This window comes from Rhabdaerophilum sp., from assembly GCF_046092605.1.
GTDB lineage: Bacteria > Pseudomonadota > Alphaproteobacteria > Rhizobiales > Beijerinckiaceae > Rhabdaerophilum.
On sequence record NZ_JBJTDY010000088.1, the window covers coordinates 1 to 14,475 of the forward strand.

Genomic DNA, 14,475 nt, shown 5'->3' on the forward strand with positions numbered 1-14,475 from the left:
CGGGCATCCTTGTCGAAACCCGCAGCCATGCCCACGGGATTGGGGAACTTGAGCCCGAAGGCTTCCACGGCAAGGCGGGGATCATCCGGCCCGCAGGCCGGGAGCGGCAGCATTTCCAGCGCCCGCACGGAGAGATCATGCGCCTGCTCGGCATCGATCGCGCCGATCAGCGGGCGCAGCAGCGGAAAGGCTCGGGCGAACATGGATCAGGCCTCCTCGAAGGCGGGAAGAACGGGAAAGCCTTCCGCATCCTGCCCGATGGGCTTCATCCAGCGCACGGCAGGAAGCGCGAGTTCGGCATGAAGATGCGGAAAGAGGTCTCCGCCACGGGATGGCTCATCGCGCAGGGCATCACCCAGTTCGGCCCCCTCGACCGCCAGCAGCACAAGATCGCTTTGCCCGGCGAAATGCTTGCGGGCGGTTTCGAGGAGCTGATGGGCATAGGAGAAATGGATGAAGCCATCTTGCCGGTCGATTGCGGAGCCGGCGAATCGCTTGTCCCGCCGAAAGGTCTCCCATTCGGAGCGAGACAGGATCTTGTAGAGAAGCGCCATGCGGCAGACTCCGGCTTGGGCGGGCGCGGCGAGATTTAGGCGGTTGCAGGGGTGCTGGAAAGCGCAATTTTCCGGCCGGAAGCTCAGCTTTTCACGGCATACCCCTCGCGACGGCCGCAGGTTTCGTGCAGGATGTTGCGGCATGTTGACCCATTCGCAGATCTGGACGGCCATCGACACGCTCGCGCAGCGACATGGCCTCACGCCCTCGGCACTGGCCAAGCGGGCGGGCCTTGATGCGACCACCTTCAATCGCTCGAAGCGGCAGGGCGCGGATGGTCATCCGCGTTGGCCATCGACCGAATCCATCGCGAAGATCCTCGCGGCCACGGGCGTCGGCGTGGACGAGTTCCTGGCGATCATCACCAGCGAACCGGGGCCATCGCACCTGCCCTTCCAGTTCGCGGATCACCTCACGGCCGATGCCTTCGACGACGAGGGGCGGCCGCAGGGTGCCGGCTGGGACCGGATCGAGCCGCTCCAGGGCCTGCGGGGGTATTCTTTCGCGATCGGCCTGGCCTGCGACCGCTTCGCACCGGCCTACAAGCAGGGCGACATGATCATCGCCTCGCCCAGCGCGCCGAGGCGCCGAGGCGATCGCGTGCTGCTCCTTGCGACGGATGGCAGCCTGATGATTGGCGAACTCGGGCTCGAAACGGCCATGCAGGTGCGCCTGCGCGGTCTTTCGGGAGAGGAACTGCCTGCGCACAAGACGAAGGATATCCGCCTGCTCGCCCGCATCCTCTGGCTCAGCCAGTAACCCGGCGCGCGCTTCGGAAGGCCTCGTGCGCCGCAACGAGTTCGCCGGCAATCGCCTTGCGGATAAGCGCAACCGTGTTCTCGATGCCGTAGATCACCGCGAAGGAGCCGAAACGCGGTCCCCGTTCCTCGCCGAGAAGCACGTTGTAGATCGCCGCGAACCACGCATTCGACACGCCGGGGCGCTCGGGCGTGGCGCCCTTGGCCGCGAAATCCTGATAGCGCGGCACGGCGCGCGCGACATCATAGGCCGCTTCCTGGATAGCCTCCGCCGTTGCATCCGCAGGCATCCCCGCAAGCTTGTCCGCCAACGCGGCGAAGGCCGCTTTCTCCACTGCATCGGGCAGGCGATAGGCCTTTTTCGGCTTCACGAAATCCTCGAAATAGCGGATCGCGTAGCCGACCAGCGCATCAAGACGCGGATGGCTCTCGGGCGAGGCCGAGGGGGCATAGCGCTTGAGGAACCCCCAGAGAACGCCCTTCTCCTCGGCATTGGCGACCGCCACGAGATTCATAAGCAGCGAGAAAGAAACCTTCTCGGACGGCGTGTTCTCGCCCTCCTTGCCCAGACGCTCCGGCGGCGGCGGATTGCCGCCATGAATGTGCCAGACCGGATTGCCGAGCTGGTTCTTCTGGTCTTGCCGGGGAAAAGCATCGAGGAACTGGAGATATTCATCCACCGCGCGGGGGATGACATCGAAATAGAGCCTTTTCGCCTCGCGTGGCTTGTGAAACATGGTGAGCGCGAGGCTCTCGGGCGAGGCATAGGTGAGCCATTCGTCGATCGTCAGGCCATTGCCCTTCGATTTCGAGATCTTCTGGCCCTGATCGTCGAGGAAGAGCTCGTAGACATAATGCTCCGGCGGGATGCCGCCGAGGATCGCGCAGATGCGATCATAGATGCCGGCATTGGTCTGGTGATCCTTGCCGAACATCTCGAAATCGACATCGAGCGCCGCCCAGCGCATGCCGAAATCCGGCTTCCATTGCAGCTTCACATGCCCGCCGGTAACGGGCAAAGTCGTCTCCGCGCCGTCCTCGTCGAGGAAGGTGACCGTGCCCGCCTTCGCATCGACATGCTTCATCGGCACATAGAGCACGCGGCCGGATTTCGGCGAGATCGGCAGGAAGGGCGAATAGGTCGCCTGCCGCTCCGGACCAAGCGTGGGCAGCATGACGTCCATGATCGCCTGGTAGCGCTCGGCCGCACGCAGGAGCACCGTGTCGAAGGTGCCGTTGCGATAGCACTCGGTCGCGCTCATGAACTCGTATTCGAAGCCGAAAGTATCGAGAAAGCGGCGGAGCATCGCGTTGTTGTGATGCCCGAAGCTCTCGTAATCGCCGCCGAAGGGGTTCGGAACGGAGGTCAGCGGCTTCTGCAGATGCGGCTCGAGAAAGGCGCGATCCGGCACATTGTCCGGAATTTTCCTCATGCCATCCATGTCATCCGAGAAGCAGATGAGCCGGGTCGGAATTTCCCCGCCGGTCAGCGCCTCGAAGGCGCGGCGCACCATCGTGGTGCGCGCCACCTCGCCGAAGGTGCCGATATGCGGCAGGCCCGAGGGGCCATAACCCGTTTCGAACAGCACCTGCCTCTTGCCCGATTTCCGGATGCGCGCGACCAGCTTGCGGGCCTCTTCGAAAGGCCAGGCGGCGGAAGTCTGGGCAGCGTCGCGAAAACGGGAAAGATCGGTCATGGAGGCGGTTTTGTTTCCGAAGAAGGTTTTTCCCGGAGAAGGGAGCCGGTTCGTTACGGCCGGCGCACCGAACCGTCAACCGCGCAACACGCGTCGGATCAATAGAACGGCACCGGGAAGTGCTTGAGATAGAGCCGCGCGAAGCGGCCATCGCGGCTCATCCGGGTCAGCGCATCGTCGATCGCCTGCCGGAGCGGAATGTTGCCCTTGCGCATCACGATGCCTGCACCCTCGCCGAAAAAGCGGCTATCGGCATAGGCCCCGCCGATGAACGTGCAGCAATCGAGCGATTCCGAACCATTGAGCCAGAACGCGATGGCAATCGCATCCCCGAAGGCAAGGTCCACCCGCCTGCGGCGCATGGCCTCCAAGGCCCCCTCCGCGCTTGCGAAGCGCTCGATCCTTACGGCCGGGAACAGCGCGTTGAGGTAGGCCTCGTGCCGCGAGCCGCCGACCACCGCGATGGATCTGCCCTGCAGGGCCTGCGCATCGGTGGATCGGATCGCACCATCCTTGTGGCCGGCAAAGCGCGCTGGCACACGATAGACCGGCTGGGACACCTCGAAACGACGGCGCAGGTCCCCGTCAATGCGATGCGAGGCAATGACGGCATCGCCCTCGTTGATGTCGAGCGCCGGCAGGAGGAGTTCCCAACGGCGAGGCTGGATGGTGCATTGCGCCTCGATCTCCGCGCAGATTGCGCGCGCGAGATCGATGTTGAAACCCTGCAACTGGCCGTCGGCCGCGGCAAAGTTGAAGGGTGGATAATCGTCTTCCGTGAGAAAACGGATACTGGCGATGCGCGGCCCGGCACGACGTTCGATGCGCCGCTCGGGATCGACGAAAACCGGGATGCGGATCGGGTTGCCCTGCTGGGCGAAAGCCCGCGGCGCCGTGCCGGGCAGAAGGCAGGCGAGCAGGCCCAGCAGCGCCAGCGCGCATCGGCCAGGCCTTCGGAAATGCGTCGGGAACCGGGAGACGAGGCGATGCATTTGGTTTCCTGCTCGGCTCTTGTTCATGTCGGTCATGCCATTTGCGGATGGCACAAGGCAATCGCAACGGTTGCCTTCCGGAGACATTTGGGACAAAGCGACGAAGGACCTTTCGCAACTGCGAAGGTCAGGCCGTGTTCTGTGACCAAGGGAGTGGCACGGGGATGACGAAGTGGGTTTACACGTTTGGTGATGGCCAGGCGGAAGGCAACGCCTCCTTGCGCAACCTTCTGGGCGGCAAGGGTGCGAATTTGGCCGAAATGTGCAGCCTCGGGCTGCCGGTTCCACCGGGTTTCACCATTCCCACAGAGGTCTGCACCTGGTTCTATGCCCATGACCGGAAATACCCGCTCGATCTCGCCCAACAGGTCGATGCCGCTCTGAAGCATGTCGGCAAGCTCGCGGGCCGCAGCTTCGGCGACCGGGAGAACCCCCTGCTGGTCTCGGTCCGCTCCGGGGCCCGCGCCTCGATGCCCGGCATGATGGACACCGTGCTGAACCTCGGGCTGAACGACGAGACCGTGGAAGCGGTCGCGAGGCTCTCGAACAACCCGCGCTTCGCCTATGACAGCTACCGCCGCTTCATCACCATGTATTCCAACGTGGTCCTGGAGCTGGAGCACCATGATTTCGAGGACATTCTCGAGGAGTACAAGGATCACAAAGGCTACACGCTCGACACCGAGATGACCGCCGAGGACTGGAAGGCGATCATCGTCTCCTTCAAGCATTGCGTTGCGGAAAACCTCGGCAAGCCCTTCCCGCAGGACCCCCACGAGCAGCTCTGGGGCGCGATCGGCGCGGTGTTCGGCTCCTGGATGAATGCCCGCGCGATCAAGTATCGCGAACTGCATTCCATTCCGGAAAGCTGGGGCACCGCCGTGAACGTGCAGGCCATGGTGTTCGGCAATATGGGCGACACCTCGGCCACGGGCGTGGCCTTCACCCGCAACCCCTCGACAGGCACGAAGGAACTCTATGGCGAGTTCCTCATCAACGCGCAGGGCGAGGATGTGGTGGCGGGCATCCGCACGCCGCAGGACATCACCGAAGCCGCCCGCATCGCGGCGGGCTCGACCAAACCCTCGCTCGAAGCCGCCATGCCAGAGGCTTACCGGGAACTCGTGCGCATCTATGGCCTGCTCGAGAACCATTATCGCGACATGCAGGATCTGGAATTCACGGTTCAGCAGGGCAAGCTCTGGATGCTCCAGACCCGCAACGGCAAGCGCACCGCCAGGGCCGCGCTCCGCATCGCGGTCGATCTCGCCAATGAGGGGCTGATTTCGCAGGAGGAGGCCGTGAAGCGCGTCGATCCGGCCTCTCTCGACCAACTCCTGCACCCGACCATCGACCCGAAGGCGACCCGCCTGCAATTCTCGACCGGCCTGCCCGCCTCGCCGGGTGCGGCCACGGGCGAGATCGTGTTTACCTCCGAGGAAGCGGAGGAAGCCAGGAAGGCCAAGCGCAAGTGCATTCTCGTGCGCGTGGAAACCTCGCCGGAGGATATCCACGGCATGCACGCCGCGGAAGGCATTCTCACCACGCGCGGCGGCATGACCTCCCACGCGGCGGTCGTGGCGCGCGGCATGGGCAAGCCCTGCGTCTCCGGCGCGGGCTCGATCCGCATCGACATGGCGACCGGCACGATGACCTGCGCCGGCAAGGTGCTGAAGCGCGGTGATTTCATCACGATCGATGGCGGCAACGGACAGGTGCTCGTCGGCGAGGTCGCGATGCTCCAGCCGGAGCTTTCCGGCGAGTTCGCGGCCCTCATGGAATGGGCCGACAAGGCCCGCCGCCTCAAGATCCGCACCAACGCGGAAACGCCGCTTGATGCCCGCACGGCCGTGAAGTTCGGCGCGGAAGGCATCGGCCTCTGCCGCACGGAGCACATGTTCTTCGAAGGCGAACGCATCATCGCCATGCGCGAGATGATCCTCGCGGATGACGAGAAGGGCCGCCGCGTCGCATTGGCAAAGCTTCTGCCGATGCAGCGCTCGGATTTCGTCAAGCTCTTCGAGATCATGAAGGGCCTGCCCGTCACGATCCGCCTGCTCGATCCGCCTTTGCACGAATTCCTGCCGCACGAGCCGCGCGAGATCCAGGAAGTGGCGGAAGCCATGGGCGCTTCGGCCGAGAAGCTGCGCATCCGCGCGCTGGAACTTCGGGAATCGAACCCCATGCTCGGCTTCCGTGGCTGCCGTCTCGCGGTCGCCTATCCGGAAATCGCCGAGATGCAGGCCCGCGCGATCTTCGAGGCGGCCATCGAGGTGGAAAGGCGCACCGGCGCGATGGTGACGCCGGAGGTAATGGTTCCGCTGGTGATGACCAAGCCGGAACTCGACCTTGTCAAGGCGCGCATTGATGCGATGGCGCTGGCGGTGGCGAAGGAAACCGGCGTCACCGTGCCCTATCAGGTGGGCACGATGATCGAATTGCCCCGCGCGGCCCTGCGCGCCGGCGAGATCGCAGGCGCGGCGGAGTTCTTCTCCTTCGGCACCAACGATCTCACGCAGACGACGCTTGGCATCTCCCGCGATGATGCCGGCAACTTCCTCGGCTCCTACAAGGCGCGCGGCATCCTCGCCGAAGACCCCTTCGTGACGCTCGATCAGGAAGGCGTGGGCGAACTCGTGAAGATCGCGGTTGCGCGCGGCAAGGCGACGCGCGCCGGCCTCAAGCTCGGCCTCTGCGGGGAACATGGCGGCGATCCGGCTTCCATCGCCTTCTGCGAAAGCATCGGCCTCGATTATGTCTCCTGCTCGCCCTTCCGAGTGCCCATCGCTCGCCTCGCGGCGGCGCAGGCCGCCCTCGGCAAGGTGACGAAGGCTGAAGGCTGAAACTTCTTCAAGCGACGCATGCCCCTGCGAAGGCGGGGGTGTTCACCCGTTCGCGGGAAGAAGATGCGAACAAAGAGACCGCTCATCACCTGTCAGAGATGGCCGTGCCGTTCCGAAACGCTCGCTTGTTTGGTTAAAATGCAGGCAGTTAACCTTGCTTTCTAAGGTTTCCTGAACCGTAACCGATGTTTTCTGTCCTGATCCGGAAGGGGATCGGGGTCGCGTCATGGGTTTTGCCCGGAGCATCGTCGAGGAGCGGCAGCGCTACAAGCGGCGACGCCGGACGATGCGCCTCTGCGCCTCCGTGGTCGCGACCTGGGGCCTTGCCGGGGCGGTGCTCGTCTCGACGACCGCGACCGCGGGCCTGAACCTGCATGTGCCGGATATCGAGTTCCGCCGCACCACGATGATCGAGCCCTCGCGGCTCACCCTCACCCCGCCGCGCCTGTCGCCGCTGATGATGCACAGCGAGGAGTGGATGGCCCGATACCACGAGCCGGAAAGCGCGTTAATCGGCCTGTCCGCGCATATCCGGCGGGTGGATCTCGCGCGCGCAAACCGGGTGCCGACCCTGCCGGGCCAGCCGCTGCTCTTCCTCGAGAACCGCGTGCTTCTGCCGGGCCAGAGGCTTGATCCAGCCCTCAACCTGCATCGCGCGGGCCGGCTGCTGGCGGCGCATCTCTCGACATTCGGCGGGCGCACGCCGGCTTTGGGCCATGCTGGCCCCACGCCTTCCGGCCCCAGCCGCGCGGCTTTGACCCTTTCGCGCCCGGATGGCGCGACACCGGCCGTGAGCCGAGCGACGGCGCTCGCTTCCGTGACGCCGGCGCCGGTGGAGCCCGAGATCATCATGGTCTCGACCCTGCGCATCCCGTCGATCCAGCCGGTGACACAAGCGCTGCTGCACATCCCGACCGTCGGCCTGTCGCTTCCCGATCTCGATCTGTCCGACCCTGAAACGCGCCGGCGGGAGATGAAATGCCTGGCGGAGGCGGTCTATTTCGAAGCGCGCTCCGAGCCTGAAACCGGGCAGGCGGCGGTCGCTCAGGTGGTGATCAACCGCGCGAAAAGCGGGCTCTATCCCACCTCGATCTGCGGTGTCGTCTACCAGAACCGCCATCGCTACAAGGCCTGCCAGTTCACCTTCGCCTGCGAGGGCAAGGCGCTGGTCATTCGCGAACCGGATGCCTGGGCGGTGGCGACGCGCGTGGCCCAGGAGGTGCTGGAGGGCCAGATCTACCTGCCGGCCGTCGGCGCTTCCACGCATTATCACGCAGATTACGTTGCGCCCTGGTGGTCGCGCAGGCTGAAGCGGACGGATCGCATCGGCCGGCATATTTTTTACCGGCTCCGGCCGGGCCAGACCTGAGATCGGGAGAATTTTCCGATCTGATCGAATGAGATCGGATGCGGGATTTCTTTGTTTGATCGCATTTTCTTGACGCGAACCGGTGCCCGCCTCTGCCTTCGCAGGGGCATGCTTCGCCCTCCCCGCCCATTCGCTTCGGGCTCATCGTTTTTGCCTGTTGAATTCACGCCCCGAACAGCGCCTGATCCATCGCGCGGAAGACGAGACAAAGCGGCGTCCCGCCCCCTTCGGTGCTTTTGCCCCTCACTGGCATCAACCCTCACTGGCATCACCCTTGCTGATAAGGCCTCGGCCAGTGCGAAGGGCTCGCTGAAAAGAGACCGCGAACATCCTTATGAGCCGGCGGGAATGGGGCCCAGCCAGAATTGCAGCCCCGGCGTGCCCAGAGATGGAATATCGGGCAAGTCGATGCCGGTATTGCGCATGAAGGTCCATTGTGGAACGGGGGCGGGCGCAGGATGGTCAGCCCTGAAATGCCCGCCGCGGCTTTCCTCGCGGTTCAACGCGGCCGTCATCATCAGATGGGCGACCAGAGACATATCCCCGAGCTTGCCGCGCAGGCCCTCCCGCATCACGCGGCCCGAGATTTTCTTTCGCACATCTGCCTTCCAGCCCGGCGCCGCGCCGCTGCGGATCACGCCCAGATTTTCCTGCATGAACCGTCGCAGTTCAAGGATTTCCTTGGCATCCGCGTCGTTGTCGCCCGGCGCGGACCCCGCATCCCGCATAACCGCGTCGGTCGGGTTCTGTGCCTGCCCTGCAATCGCATGAGCAACCCGCGCCCCGAATACCACCGCCTCCAGAAGGGAGTTGGAGGCGAGGCGGTTCGCGCCATGCACGCCGGTATGGGCGACCTCACCCACCGCGTGGAGGCCCGGCACGCCGATGGCCGCGCCATCGGCATCCACCGCCACGCCGCCCATGTGATAATGCGCGGCGGGCGCGATGGGGATGACACGCGTCACAGGATCGATGCCCGCCGCGACACAAGCCGCATGCACCGTCGGGAACATTTCCGGAAACTTCGTGCCGATCGCCTCGCGACAATCGAGAAACGCGCCGTTTCCGGCCTGAATCGAGGCGAAAACGCCGCGCGCCACCACATCGCGCGGGGCCAGCTCGGCATCCCGGTGAAGCTTCAGCATGAAACGCTCGCCATGCTTGTCCACCAGCTTCGCGCCCTCGCCGCGCAGGGCTTCCGTCGCGAGCGGGGCGGGATCGCGACCGATATCGAGCGCAGTGGGATGGAACTGGACGAATTCCGGGTTCACGATGGTGGCACCCGCCCGGAAAGCCATCGCCAGACCCGAGCCCCAGGCCTCCTTCGGATTGGTCGTCACCGCGAAGAGCTGCCCCGCGCCACCCGTGGCGAGCACGACATGGCTGGCTTCGAACCGCAGGACTCGATTGCCTTCTTGCGCGATGGCGCCGGCGATGCGCCCATGCTCGACCAATAATCGAAGCGCCTCCGCGCCTTCGATCACGCGGATCGAGGGCGTATGGCGCAGGGCGGCGATCAGCGCCTCCATGATCTTCCGGCCGGCCATGTCGCCGCGGACGCGCACCACGCGATGGTGGGAATGCGCCGCCTCGCGGCTCTGCACCAGCTTGCCCTCGAGATCGCGATCGAAGGGCACGCCGAATTCGAGAAGATCAAGGATGCGATCGGAAGCTTCGGAGACCATCAGCCGCACCATCGCCTCGTCGCAAAGGCCCGCGCCGGCCACCAGCGTATCCTGCACATGGCTTTCGATGGAATCGCCCTCGCCGATAGCGGCCGCGATGCCGCCCTGCGCCCAGGCGGAGGAAGCGCCCTCGCCCAGCGCAACCGGGGTGAGCACCGTGCAGGGCAAGGGCGCGAGCTTCAGCGCCGTGAAAAGCCCCGCAAGGCCGCCGCCGATGATGAGGATGGAGGGCATTATTGATCGCTCAATGCAAAATTACACAGAGAAAAGAAATCTCGTCCAAGATAGTAGCCTATTTCAGTCATATCAACCGTCACTTCGGGCTTTTGAATAATAAATCCAACAGAATTCAAATTTTTTAATGCTTGAAGTACTTCAACATAAGGTCGTTTTGTTTCTTTAAAAATCAGCCTGCCAAAAATATATTCCACTTTTTGGCCATCTATGCTGTGTTTTATTGTCTTATCTTCCTTATGAATCTGATAAACAATTGATATATATTCGATATCCAAGTTCGAAATTCGGCGCAAACGTTCAGATACGCTATCAAAAATCCCAGCTGCGTTAGAATCACCAATTGCGCCACCAATGAGTTTAGCCAGAAGAGACAACTTAGCTTTCGACATACCCTCAATAGAAGCCTGCATCATTTTAAAAGCGATTGGAATTAATTCATCTCGCGCGTCATCACTGAGCGTAGAAAAGTCTCCTTCTCGCAGTTGTTCTAATATTAATTCTTGCGATTCGCGAGTTTGTTTCTGAATTTTGTTCTTTAACAACTCCGAAGTGACGGTGCCGATCGGTGCCCATTTTGGCAAAAACGTGTCGACTACCGCACCAACAATGGACGCAGCTGCGCTGCCGTTTTCAGCTGCGTTCTTTGTTGGGGCAGGCAGTCGAGCCATAGCGTTACTGCGTGAGATTCACCATCCGCTCCACGGAGCGGCGGGCGCGGATGGCCAGTTCCTCGGGAATTTCAACCTGATGCTCGAGGGTGAGCAGGCTGTCGAGGATTTTCGGCAGGGTGATGCGCTTCATGTGCGGGCAGAGGTTGCAGGGCCGCACGAATTCGACATCCCTCGCCGAGGCCGCGACATTGTCCGCCATCGAGCATTCGGTGACGAGCAGCACCTTCCCGCCATGCTGGGCCTTGGCATAGTCGATCATGCCGGCGGTCGAACCGGTGAAATCAGCCTCCGCGATCACATCGGGCGGGCATTCCGGGTGCGCGATGATGCGGATGGTGGGGTCTGCCTCGCGATAGCGGCGCAGTTCCTCGCCGGTGAAGCGCTCATGGACCTCGCAGGCGCCATGCCAGGCGATGATCTTCACACTCGTCTTCGATTGCACGTATTTCGCAAGATACTGGTCGGGCACGAAGAGCACGCGGTTCGTCCCGAGGCTCTCCACCACCTGAACCGCATTGGCGGACGTGCAGCAGATATCGACCTCGGCCTTCACCTCGGCGGATGTGTTCACGTAGGCCACCATCGGCACGCCGGGATAGGCCTCTCGCAGGCGACGGACATCCGCGCCCGTGATCGAGGAGGCGAGCGAGCAGCCGGCCTTGAGATCGGGGATGAGCACCATCTTCTCGGGGCTGAGCAGCTTCGAGGTCTCGGCCATGAAATGCACACCGCCCTGCACGATGATCCTGGCATCGAGCTTCGCGGCCATCTTGGCGAGTTGCAGGCTGTCGCCCACCACATCGGCCACGCAGTTGTAGATTTCGGGCGTCTGGTAATTATGCGCGAGGATCACCGCGTTGCGCTGCTTCTTGATGCGGTTGATCGCGGCGACATAGGGCGCGTGGAACGGCCATTCGACGCTCGGCACGATATGCTTCACGCGCTCGTAGAGATGCGCGGTCTCGGCCGCGACCTCCGGGGTATAGGTGAGGTCTGGGCGCGGGAGAACCTCCCGATCCGCGTTGCGGCTCGAAGCCGGAGCGCTTTGCGGAAGCTGAACGCTGCTCATCCTCGTGGTCCTTTCTGGGCTCGGACGTCCATGCGACCCTTTTGAACCCGTGACGAGCCCTCCAAAAGATCGTCATGAGCAAAACCAAGGCCCGTTTATACTCACAGTGAGTATAACTCATATCGCTTTTCCGGCGAAAAATCCAGTCCGAAAAATGAAGCTGCCGCCGAAGGCAGGGCGTCAGGTTTTCGCAAGCCTCTCCGGCTTCCGGCGGGGGAACCAGCTTTGTTGCGGCTTCGTTGTTGACATCGCCCCGCGGCTCGGCCTTTCCTGTGGTTTCATTTGCGATGGCCGCTTCCCTATGAATGAGTTCGTCCGCCTCGGCCGAAAGGCCCCGGGAGAAGTTCGCTTCCGGAGCGCGGCGTCGCATATGCGCCACCCCGCTTTTCGCCTTTCGGAAGCGCTTCTGGCTTGCGGCCTCACGCGCGAGCGGCTCCTGGATGAGGTTACCCGTGCCGGGGAGATGGGCTCGGATGTCATCGATCTCGGCCTTTGCGAGGGCTGGATTCACGAGGAAACGCTGCTGCGCGAGGTTGCCGCGCGGCTTGATCTCGCCTTCCTCGAGGAGCCCCCACCGGTGGGTGCCGGGGTCAGTCTCGATGAAAGCCTGCGCTTGCGTTCCTACCGGGCGGCGGGCGGCAGCCGGGAGGGCCTGCGCGTTCTTGCGCCCAATGGCGCATTGATCCGCGCCCTAGCCGAAGGCCGGATGATCGCGCCGAGTGGCCGCGTGGCCCTCGTCACGCGCCAGGGCCTCTGCGATGCGCTGATCGCCTTTCACGGCGCGGATCTGGCGCGGAAGGCTGCGAGCACCTTGCCCCCGCGCTTTTCCGCCCGCAGGCCCGAGGCGATGCGCACAAGGATGCGCGGAACATTTGTGCCGATGCTGCTGGCGTCCTTTCTTGCGCTCATCGGCCTTGTGATCGCCTTCCCGGCCCTGTTCACGATCCTGGTGCCGACCCTGCTCGCGCCTTTGCTGATCGGCGGGGCGATGACAACCGTGATCTCGGCGCTTGCGAGCCGGGAGCCACTGCCCCTCCCGCCAGCGCTGGCGGAAGCAAAGCTGCCAGCCTACACGATCCTCGTGCCGCTCTACCGCGAGGCGGGGATGATCGACACGCTCGTTACCCATCTCGATCGGCTCGATTACCCGCGCGACCGGCTGGAAATCCTGCTGCTGATCGAGGCAGATGATGCCGAGACGCGTGATGCGCTGCGGGCGCGTCGGGCCGATCTTCCGGGCAGCATTCTCATTCTCGAAGTGCCGCCGGGCGAACCCCGCACCAAGCCGCGGGCGCTCAATGCCGGGCTGCCCTTTGCTACAGGTAAGCTGCTCGTCGTCTATGATGCCGAGGACGCGCCAGACCCGGACCAGTTGAAGCGCGCGGCCGCAGCCTTCGCCGTGGCGCATCCGCTCGTCACCTGCCTGCAGGCCCGTCTGGCGGTGGTAAATGCCTATGACAGCCCGCTCTCCTGCCGTTTCGCGGTGGATTACGCGGCCCTTTTCGACACCGTGAAGGCGGGCGCGGCTCGCCTCGGCTGGCCGGTTCCGCTGGGGGGGACCTCCAACCATTTTCGCACCGAAGCCCTGCGGCGCGTGGGGGCATGGGATGCCTGGAACCTCACGGAAGATGCCGATCTCGGCATCCGGCTCGCCCGGCTCGGGCACCGGGTCGAGGATCTTCCCTCCACCACCTGGGAAGAATTGCCGGCGACCTTGCGCCCCTGGATGAACCAGCGCACCCGCTGGATGAAGGGCTGGATGCAGACCCTGATGGTGCAGGCGCGCATGCCCCGCGACCTTCTGGGCGAGTTGGGGCCATTCCGTCTGCTGGCCATCAGCCTCACCGGCCTTTCCGTGGTGCTGGGCGCGCTGGGCTTGCCGCTCTGCCTGCTCTCCCTCGGCCTGCGGCTCTATATGGGCTCGCCGTTCATGGAAGGTCCGAGCCTCATCCTCCTGTCTGATATGCTGGTGCTCGTGAGCCTCGCTGCGGCGCTGCTGCTTGAAACGGTGCCGCCACTCCTTGCGCTTTCCCGCCGACGATCCCTGCATCTCGCGCCGGCCCTGCTGCTGGCGCCGGTGATTTACATCCTGATTTCCGTGGCGGCATGGCGTGCGCTGTTCGAACTCGCGCACCATCCGTTCCTGTGGCGGAAAACGCCGCACGGCCTCATCAAGCGCGCGGGCGGGCTGGGCAGCTTGCAGGCAGGCGACGCTCAGAAGCAGAGCGCGAGCAGGCCGGTCATCATGGCGGAGAAGACCTCACTTCCCGCCTGAGACCAGAGCGCGACCGCCAGCCCAAGGGCGGCGGCGATACCCACGAACCACAGCGCTCGATCGGCGCGCGAGAGGCGCGGCGTGCTGGCCGAGGGTTCGGAAACCGGCATGCGGGGCTCCTTCAGGACCATTCCGGCCCGCCTCCGAGGCAGGCAGGAAAGGTTGGCGATAACAGGAATCTTCGCATCCCCGGCCGGCAGCGTCAATGAAGGTGCGAGGAGGCTCCGAAAGTCACCCGGCGCCTGCGCAAATCTGCATTTCCCGGCCGGAATGCGGCGTCGGCAGGAGAATATTTACCATAACAAGGCAGCATTTCCCGATCGC

The 14,475-nt window shown here is 63.8% G+C and carries 11 protein-coding genes and 1 pseudogene; 4 read left to right on the forward strand and 8 right to left on the reverse strand.

The genetic code is table 11. The annotated features are described in order from the left end of the window. Both ACKODO_RS07165 and ACKODO_RS07170 read right to left on the reverse strand, forming a co-directional pair. A pseudogene (locus ACKODO_RS07165) lies at positions 1-203 on the reverse strand (dihydroorotate dehydrogenase (quinone)); the annotation flags it as partial. A gap of 3 nt (positions 204-206) precedes the next feature. After that, positions 207-554, reverse strand: a complete 348-nt coding sequence (locus ACKODO_RS07170; RefSeq protein WP_408982762.1) for a DUF952 domain-containing protein — start codon at positions 552-554, stop codon at positions 207-209. A 142-nt stretch (positions 555-696) separates the two neighbouring features. Here ACKODO_RS07170 and ACKODO_RS07175 point away from each other — a divergent pair, with 142 nt between their 5' ends. Continuing rightward, positions 697-1,314: a helix-turn-helix transcriptional regulator gene (locus ACKODO_RS07175; RefSeq protein WP_408982763.1), complete on the forward strand. Its 618-nt coding sequence runs from the start codon at positions 697-699 to the stop codon at positions 1,312-1,314. On the opposite strand, the gene ACKODO_RS07180 is transcribed toward ACKODO_RS07175, so the two are convergent. Both ACKODO_RS07180 and ACKODO_RS07185 read right to left on the reverse strand, forming a co-directional pair. Continuing rightward, on the reverse strand, positions 1,304-3,010 hold the full coding sequence (locus ACKODO_RS07180) for a lysine--tRNA ligase (RefSeq protein ID WP_408982764.1): 1,707 nt from the start codon (positions 3,008-3,010) through the stop codon (positions 1,304-1,306). The genes ACKODO_RS07175 and ACKODO_RS07180 overlap by 11 nt on opposite strands. A gap of 98 nt (positions 3,011-3,108) precedes the next feature. Continuing rightward, on the reverse strand, positions 3,109-4,002 hold the full coding sequence (locus tag ACKODO_RS07185; RefSeq protein WP_408982765.1) for a transporter substrate-binding domain-containing protein: 894 nt from the start codon (positions 4,000-4,002) through the stop codon (positions 3,109-3,111). Between the two features lie 164 nt (positions 4,003-4,166). Here ACKODO_RS07185 and ppdK point away from each other — a divergent pair, with 164 nt between their 5' ends. Next, complete coding sequence (gene ppdK, locus ACKODO_RS07190; protein WP_408982766.1) at positions 4,167-6,845, forward strand: pyruvate, phosphate dikinase; 2,679 nt, start codon at positions 4,167-4,169, stop codon at positions 6,843-6,845. 226 nt (positions 6,846-7,071) lie between these two features. Beyond that, positions 7,072-8,214 (forward strand): cell wall hydrolase, encoded by a 1,143-nt coding sequence (locus tag ACKODO_RS07195; RefSeq protein ID WP_408982767.1) that lies wholly within the window; start codon positions 7,072-7,074, stop codon positions 8,212-8,214. Positions 8,215-8,546: 332 nt separating this feature from the next. Here ACKODO_RS07195 and ACKODO_RS07200 read toward each other — a convergent pair whose 3' ends face one another. From ACKODO_RS07200 to nadA, 3 genes are read right to left on the reverse strand one after another with little or no spacing between them, the layout of a single operon-like run. Beyond that, positions 8,547-10,133 carry an L-aspartate oxidase gene (locus ACKODO_RS07200; protein ID WP_408982768.1) on the reverse strand — a complete coding sequence of 529 codons (1,587 nt, stop codon included), beginning with the start codon at positions 10,131-10,133 and terminating at the stop codon, positions 8,547-8,549. Next, positions 10,133-10,804 carry a hypothetical protein gene (locus ACKODO_RS07205; protein ID WP_408982769.1) on the reverse strand — a complete coding sequence of 224 codons (672 nt, stop codon included), beginning with the start codon at positions 10,802-10,804 and terminating at the stop codon, positions 10,133-10,135. Before ACKODO_RS07205 ends, ACKODO_RS07200 begins: the two co-directional genes overlap by 1 nt. A gap of 4 nt (positions 10,805-10,808) precedes the next feature. Continuing rightward, positions 10,809-11,876, reverse strand: a complete 1,068-nt coding sequence (gene nadA / locus ACKODO_RS07210; protein WP_408982770.1) for a quinolinate synthase NadA — start codon at positions 11,874-11,876, stop codon at positions 10,809-10,811. A 370-nt stretch (positions 11,877-12,246) separates the two neighbouring features. Between nadA and ACKODO_RS07215 the strand changes: the two genes are divergently transcribed. Next, positions 12,247-14,151, forward strand: coding sequence for a glycosyltransferase (locus ACKODO_RS07215; RefSeq protein ID WP_408982771.1), 1,905 nt, complete (start codon positions 12,247-12,249; stop codon positions 14,149-14,151). On the opposite strand, the gene ACKODO_RS07220 is transcribed toward ACKODO_RS07215, so the two are convergent. Then, entirely contained in the window at positions 14,091-14,261 is a 171-nt protein-coding gene (locus ACKODO_RS07220) for a hypothetical protein (protein WP_408982772.1), read from the reverse strand. The genes ACKODO_RS07215 and ACKODO_RS07220 overlap by 61 nt on opposite strands. Positions 14,262-14,475 lie beyond the last annotated feature (214 nt).

Excerpts from the sequence above, each read along its gene's own strand:
- ACKODO_RS07185 (WP_408982765.1), bottom strand. The coding sequence starts at position 4,002 with ATGCATCGCCTCGTCTCCCGGTTCCCGACGCATTTCCGAAGGCCTGGC.
- ppdK (WP_408982766.1), top strand. The coding sequence starts at position 4,167 with ATGACGAAGTGGGTTTACACGTTTGGTGATGGCCAGGCGGAAGGCAAC.
- ACKODO_RS07215 (WP_408982771.1), top strand. The coding sequence starts at position 12,247 with ATGCGCCACCCCGCTTTTCGCCTTTCGGAAGCGCTTCTGGCTTGCGGC.
- ACKODO_RS07205 (WP_408982769.1), bottom strand. The coding sequence starts at position 10,804 with ATGGCTCGACTGCCTGCCCCAACAAAGAACGCAGCTGAAAACGGCAGC.
- ACKODO_RS07170 (WP_408982762.1), bottom strand. The coding sequence starts at position 554 with ATGGCGCTTCTCTACAAGATCCTGTCTCGCTCCGAATGGGAGACCTTT.
- ACKODO_RS07200 (WP_408982768.1), bottom strand. The coding sequence starts at position 10,133 with ATGCCCTCCATCCTCATCATCGGCGGCGGCCTTGCGGGGCTTTTCACG.
- ACKODO_RS07220 (WP_408982772.1), bottom strand. The coding sequence starts at position 14,261 with ATGCCGGTTTCCGAACCCTCGGCCAGCACGCCGCGCCTCTCGCGCGCC.
- ACKODO_RS07195 (WP_408982767.1), top strand. The coding sequence starts at position 7,072 with ATGGGTTTTGCCCGGAGCATCGTCGAGGAGCGGCAGCGCTACAAGCGG.
- ACKODO_RS07180 (WP_408982764.1), bottom strand. The coding sequence starts at position 3,010 with ATGACCGATCTTTCCCGTTTTCGCGACGCTGCCCAGACTTCCGCCGCC.
- nadA (WP_408982770.1), bottom strand. The coding sequence starts at position 11,876 with ATGAGCAGCGTTCAGCTTCCGCAAAGCGCTCCGGCTTCGAGCCGCAAC.
- ACKODO_RS07175 (WP_408982763.1), top strand. The coding sequence starts at position 697 with ATGTTGACCCATTCGCAGATCTGGACGGCCATCGACACGCTCGCGCAG.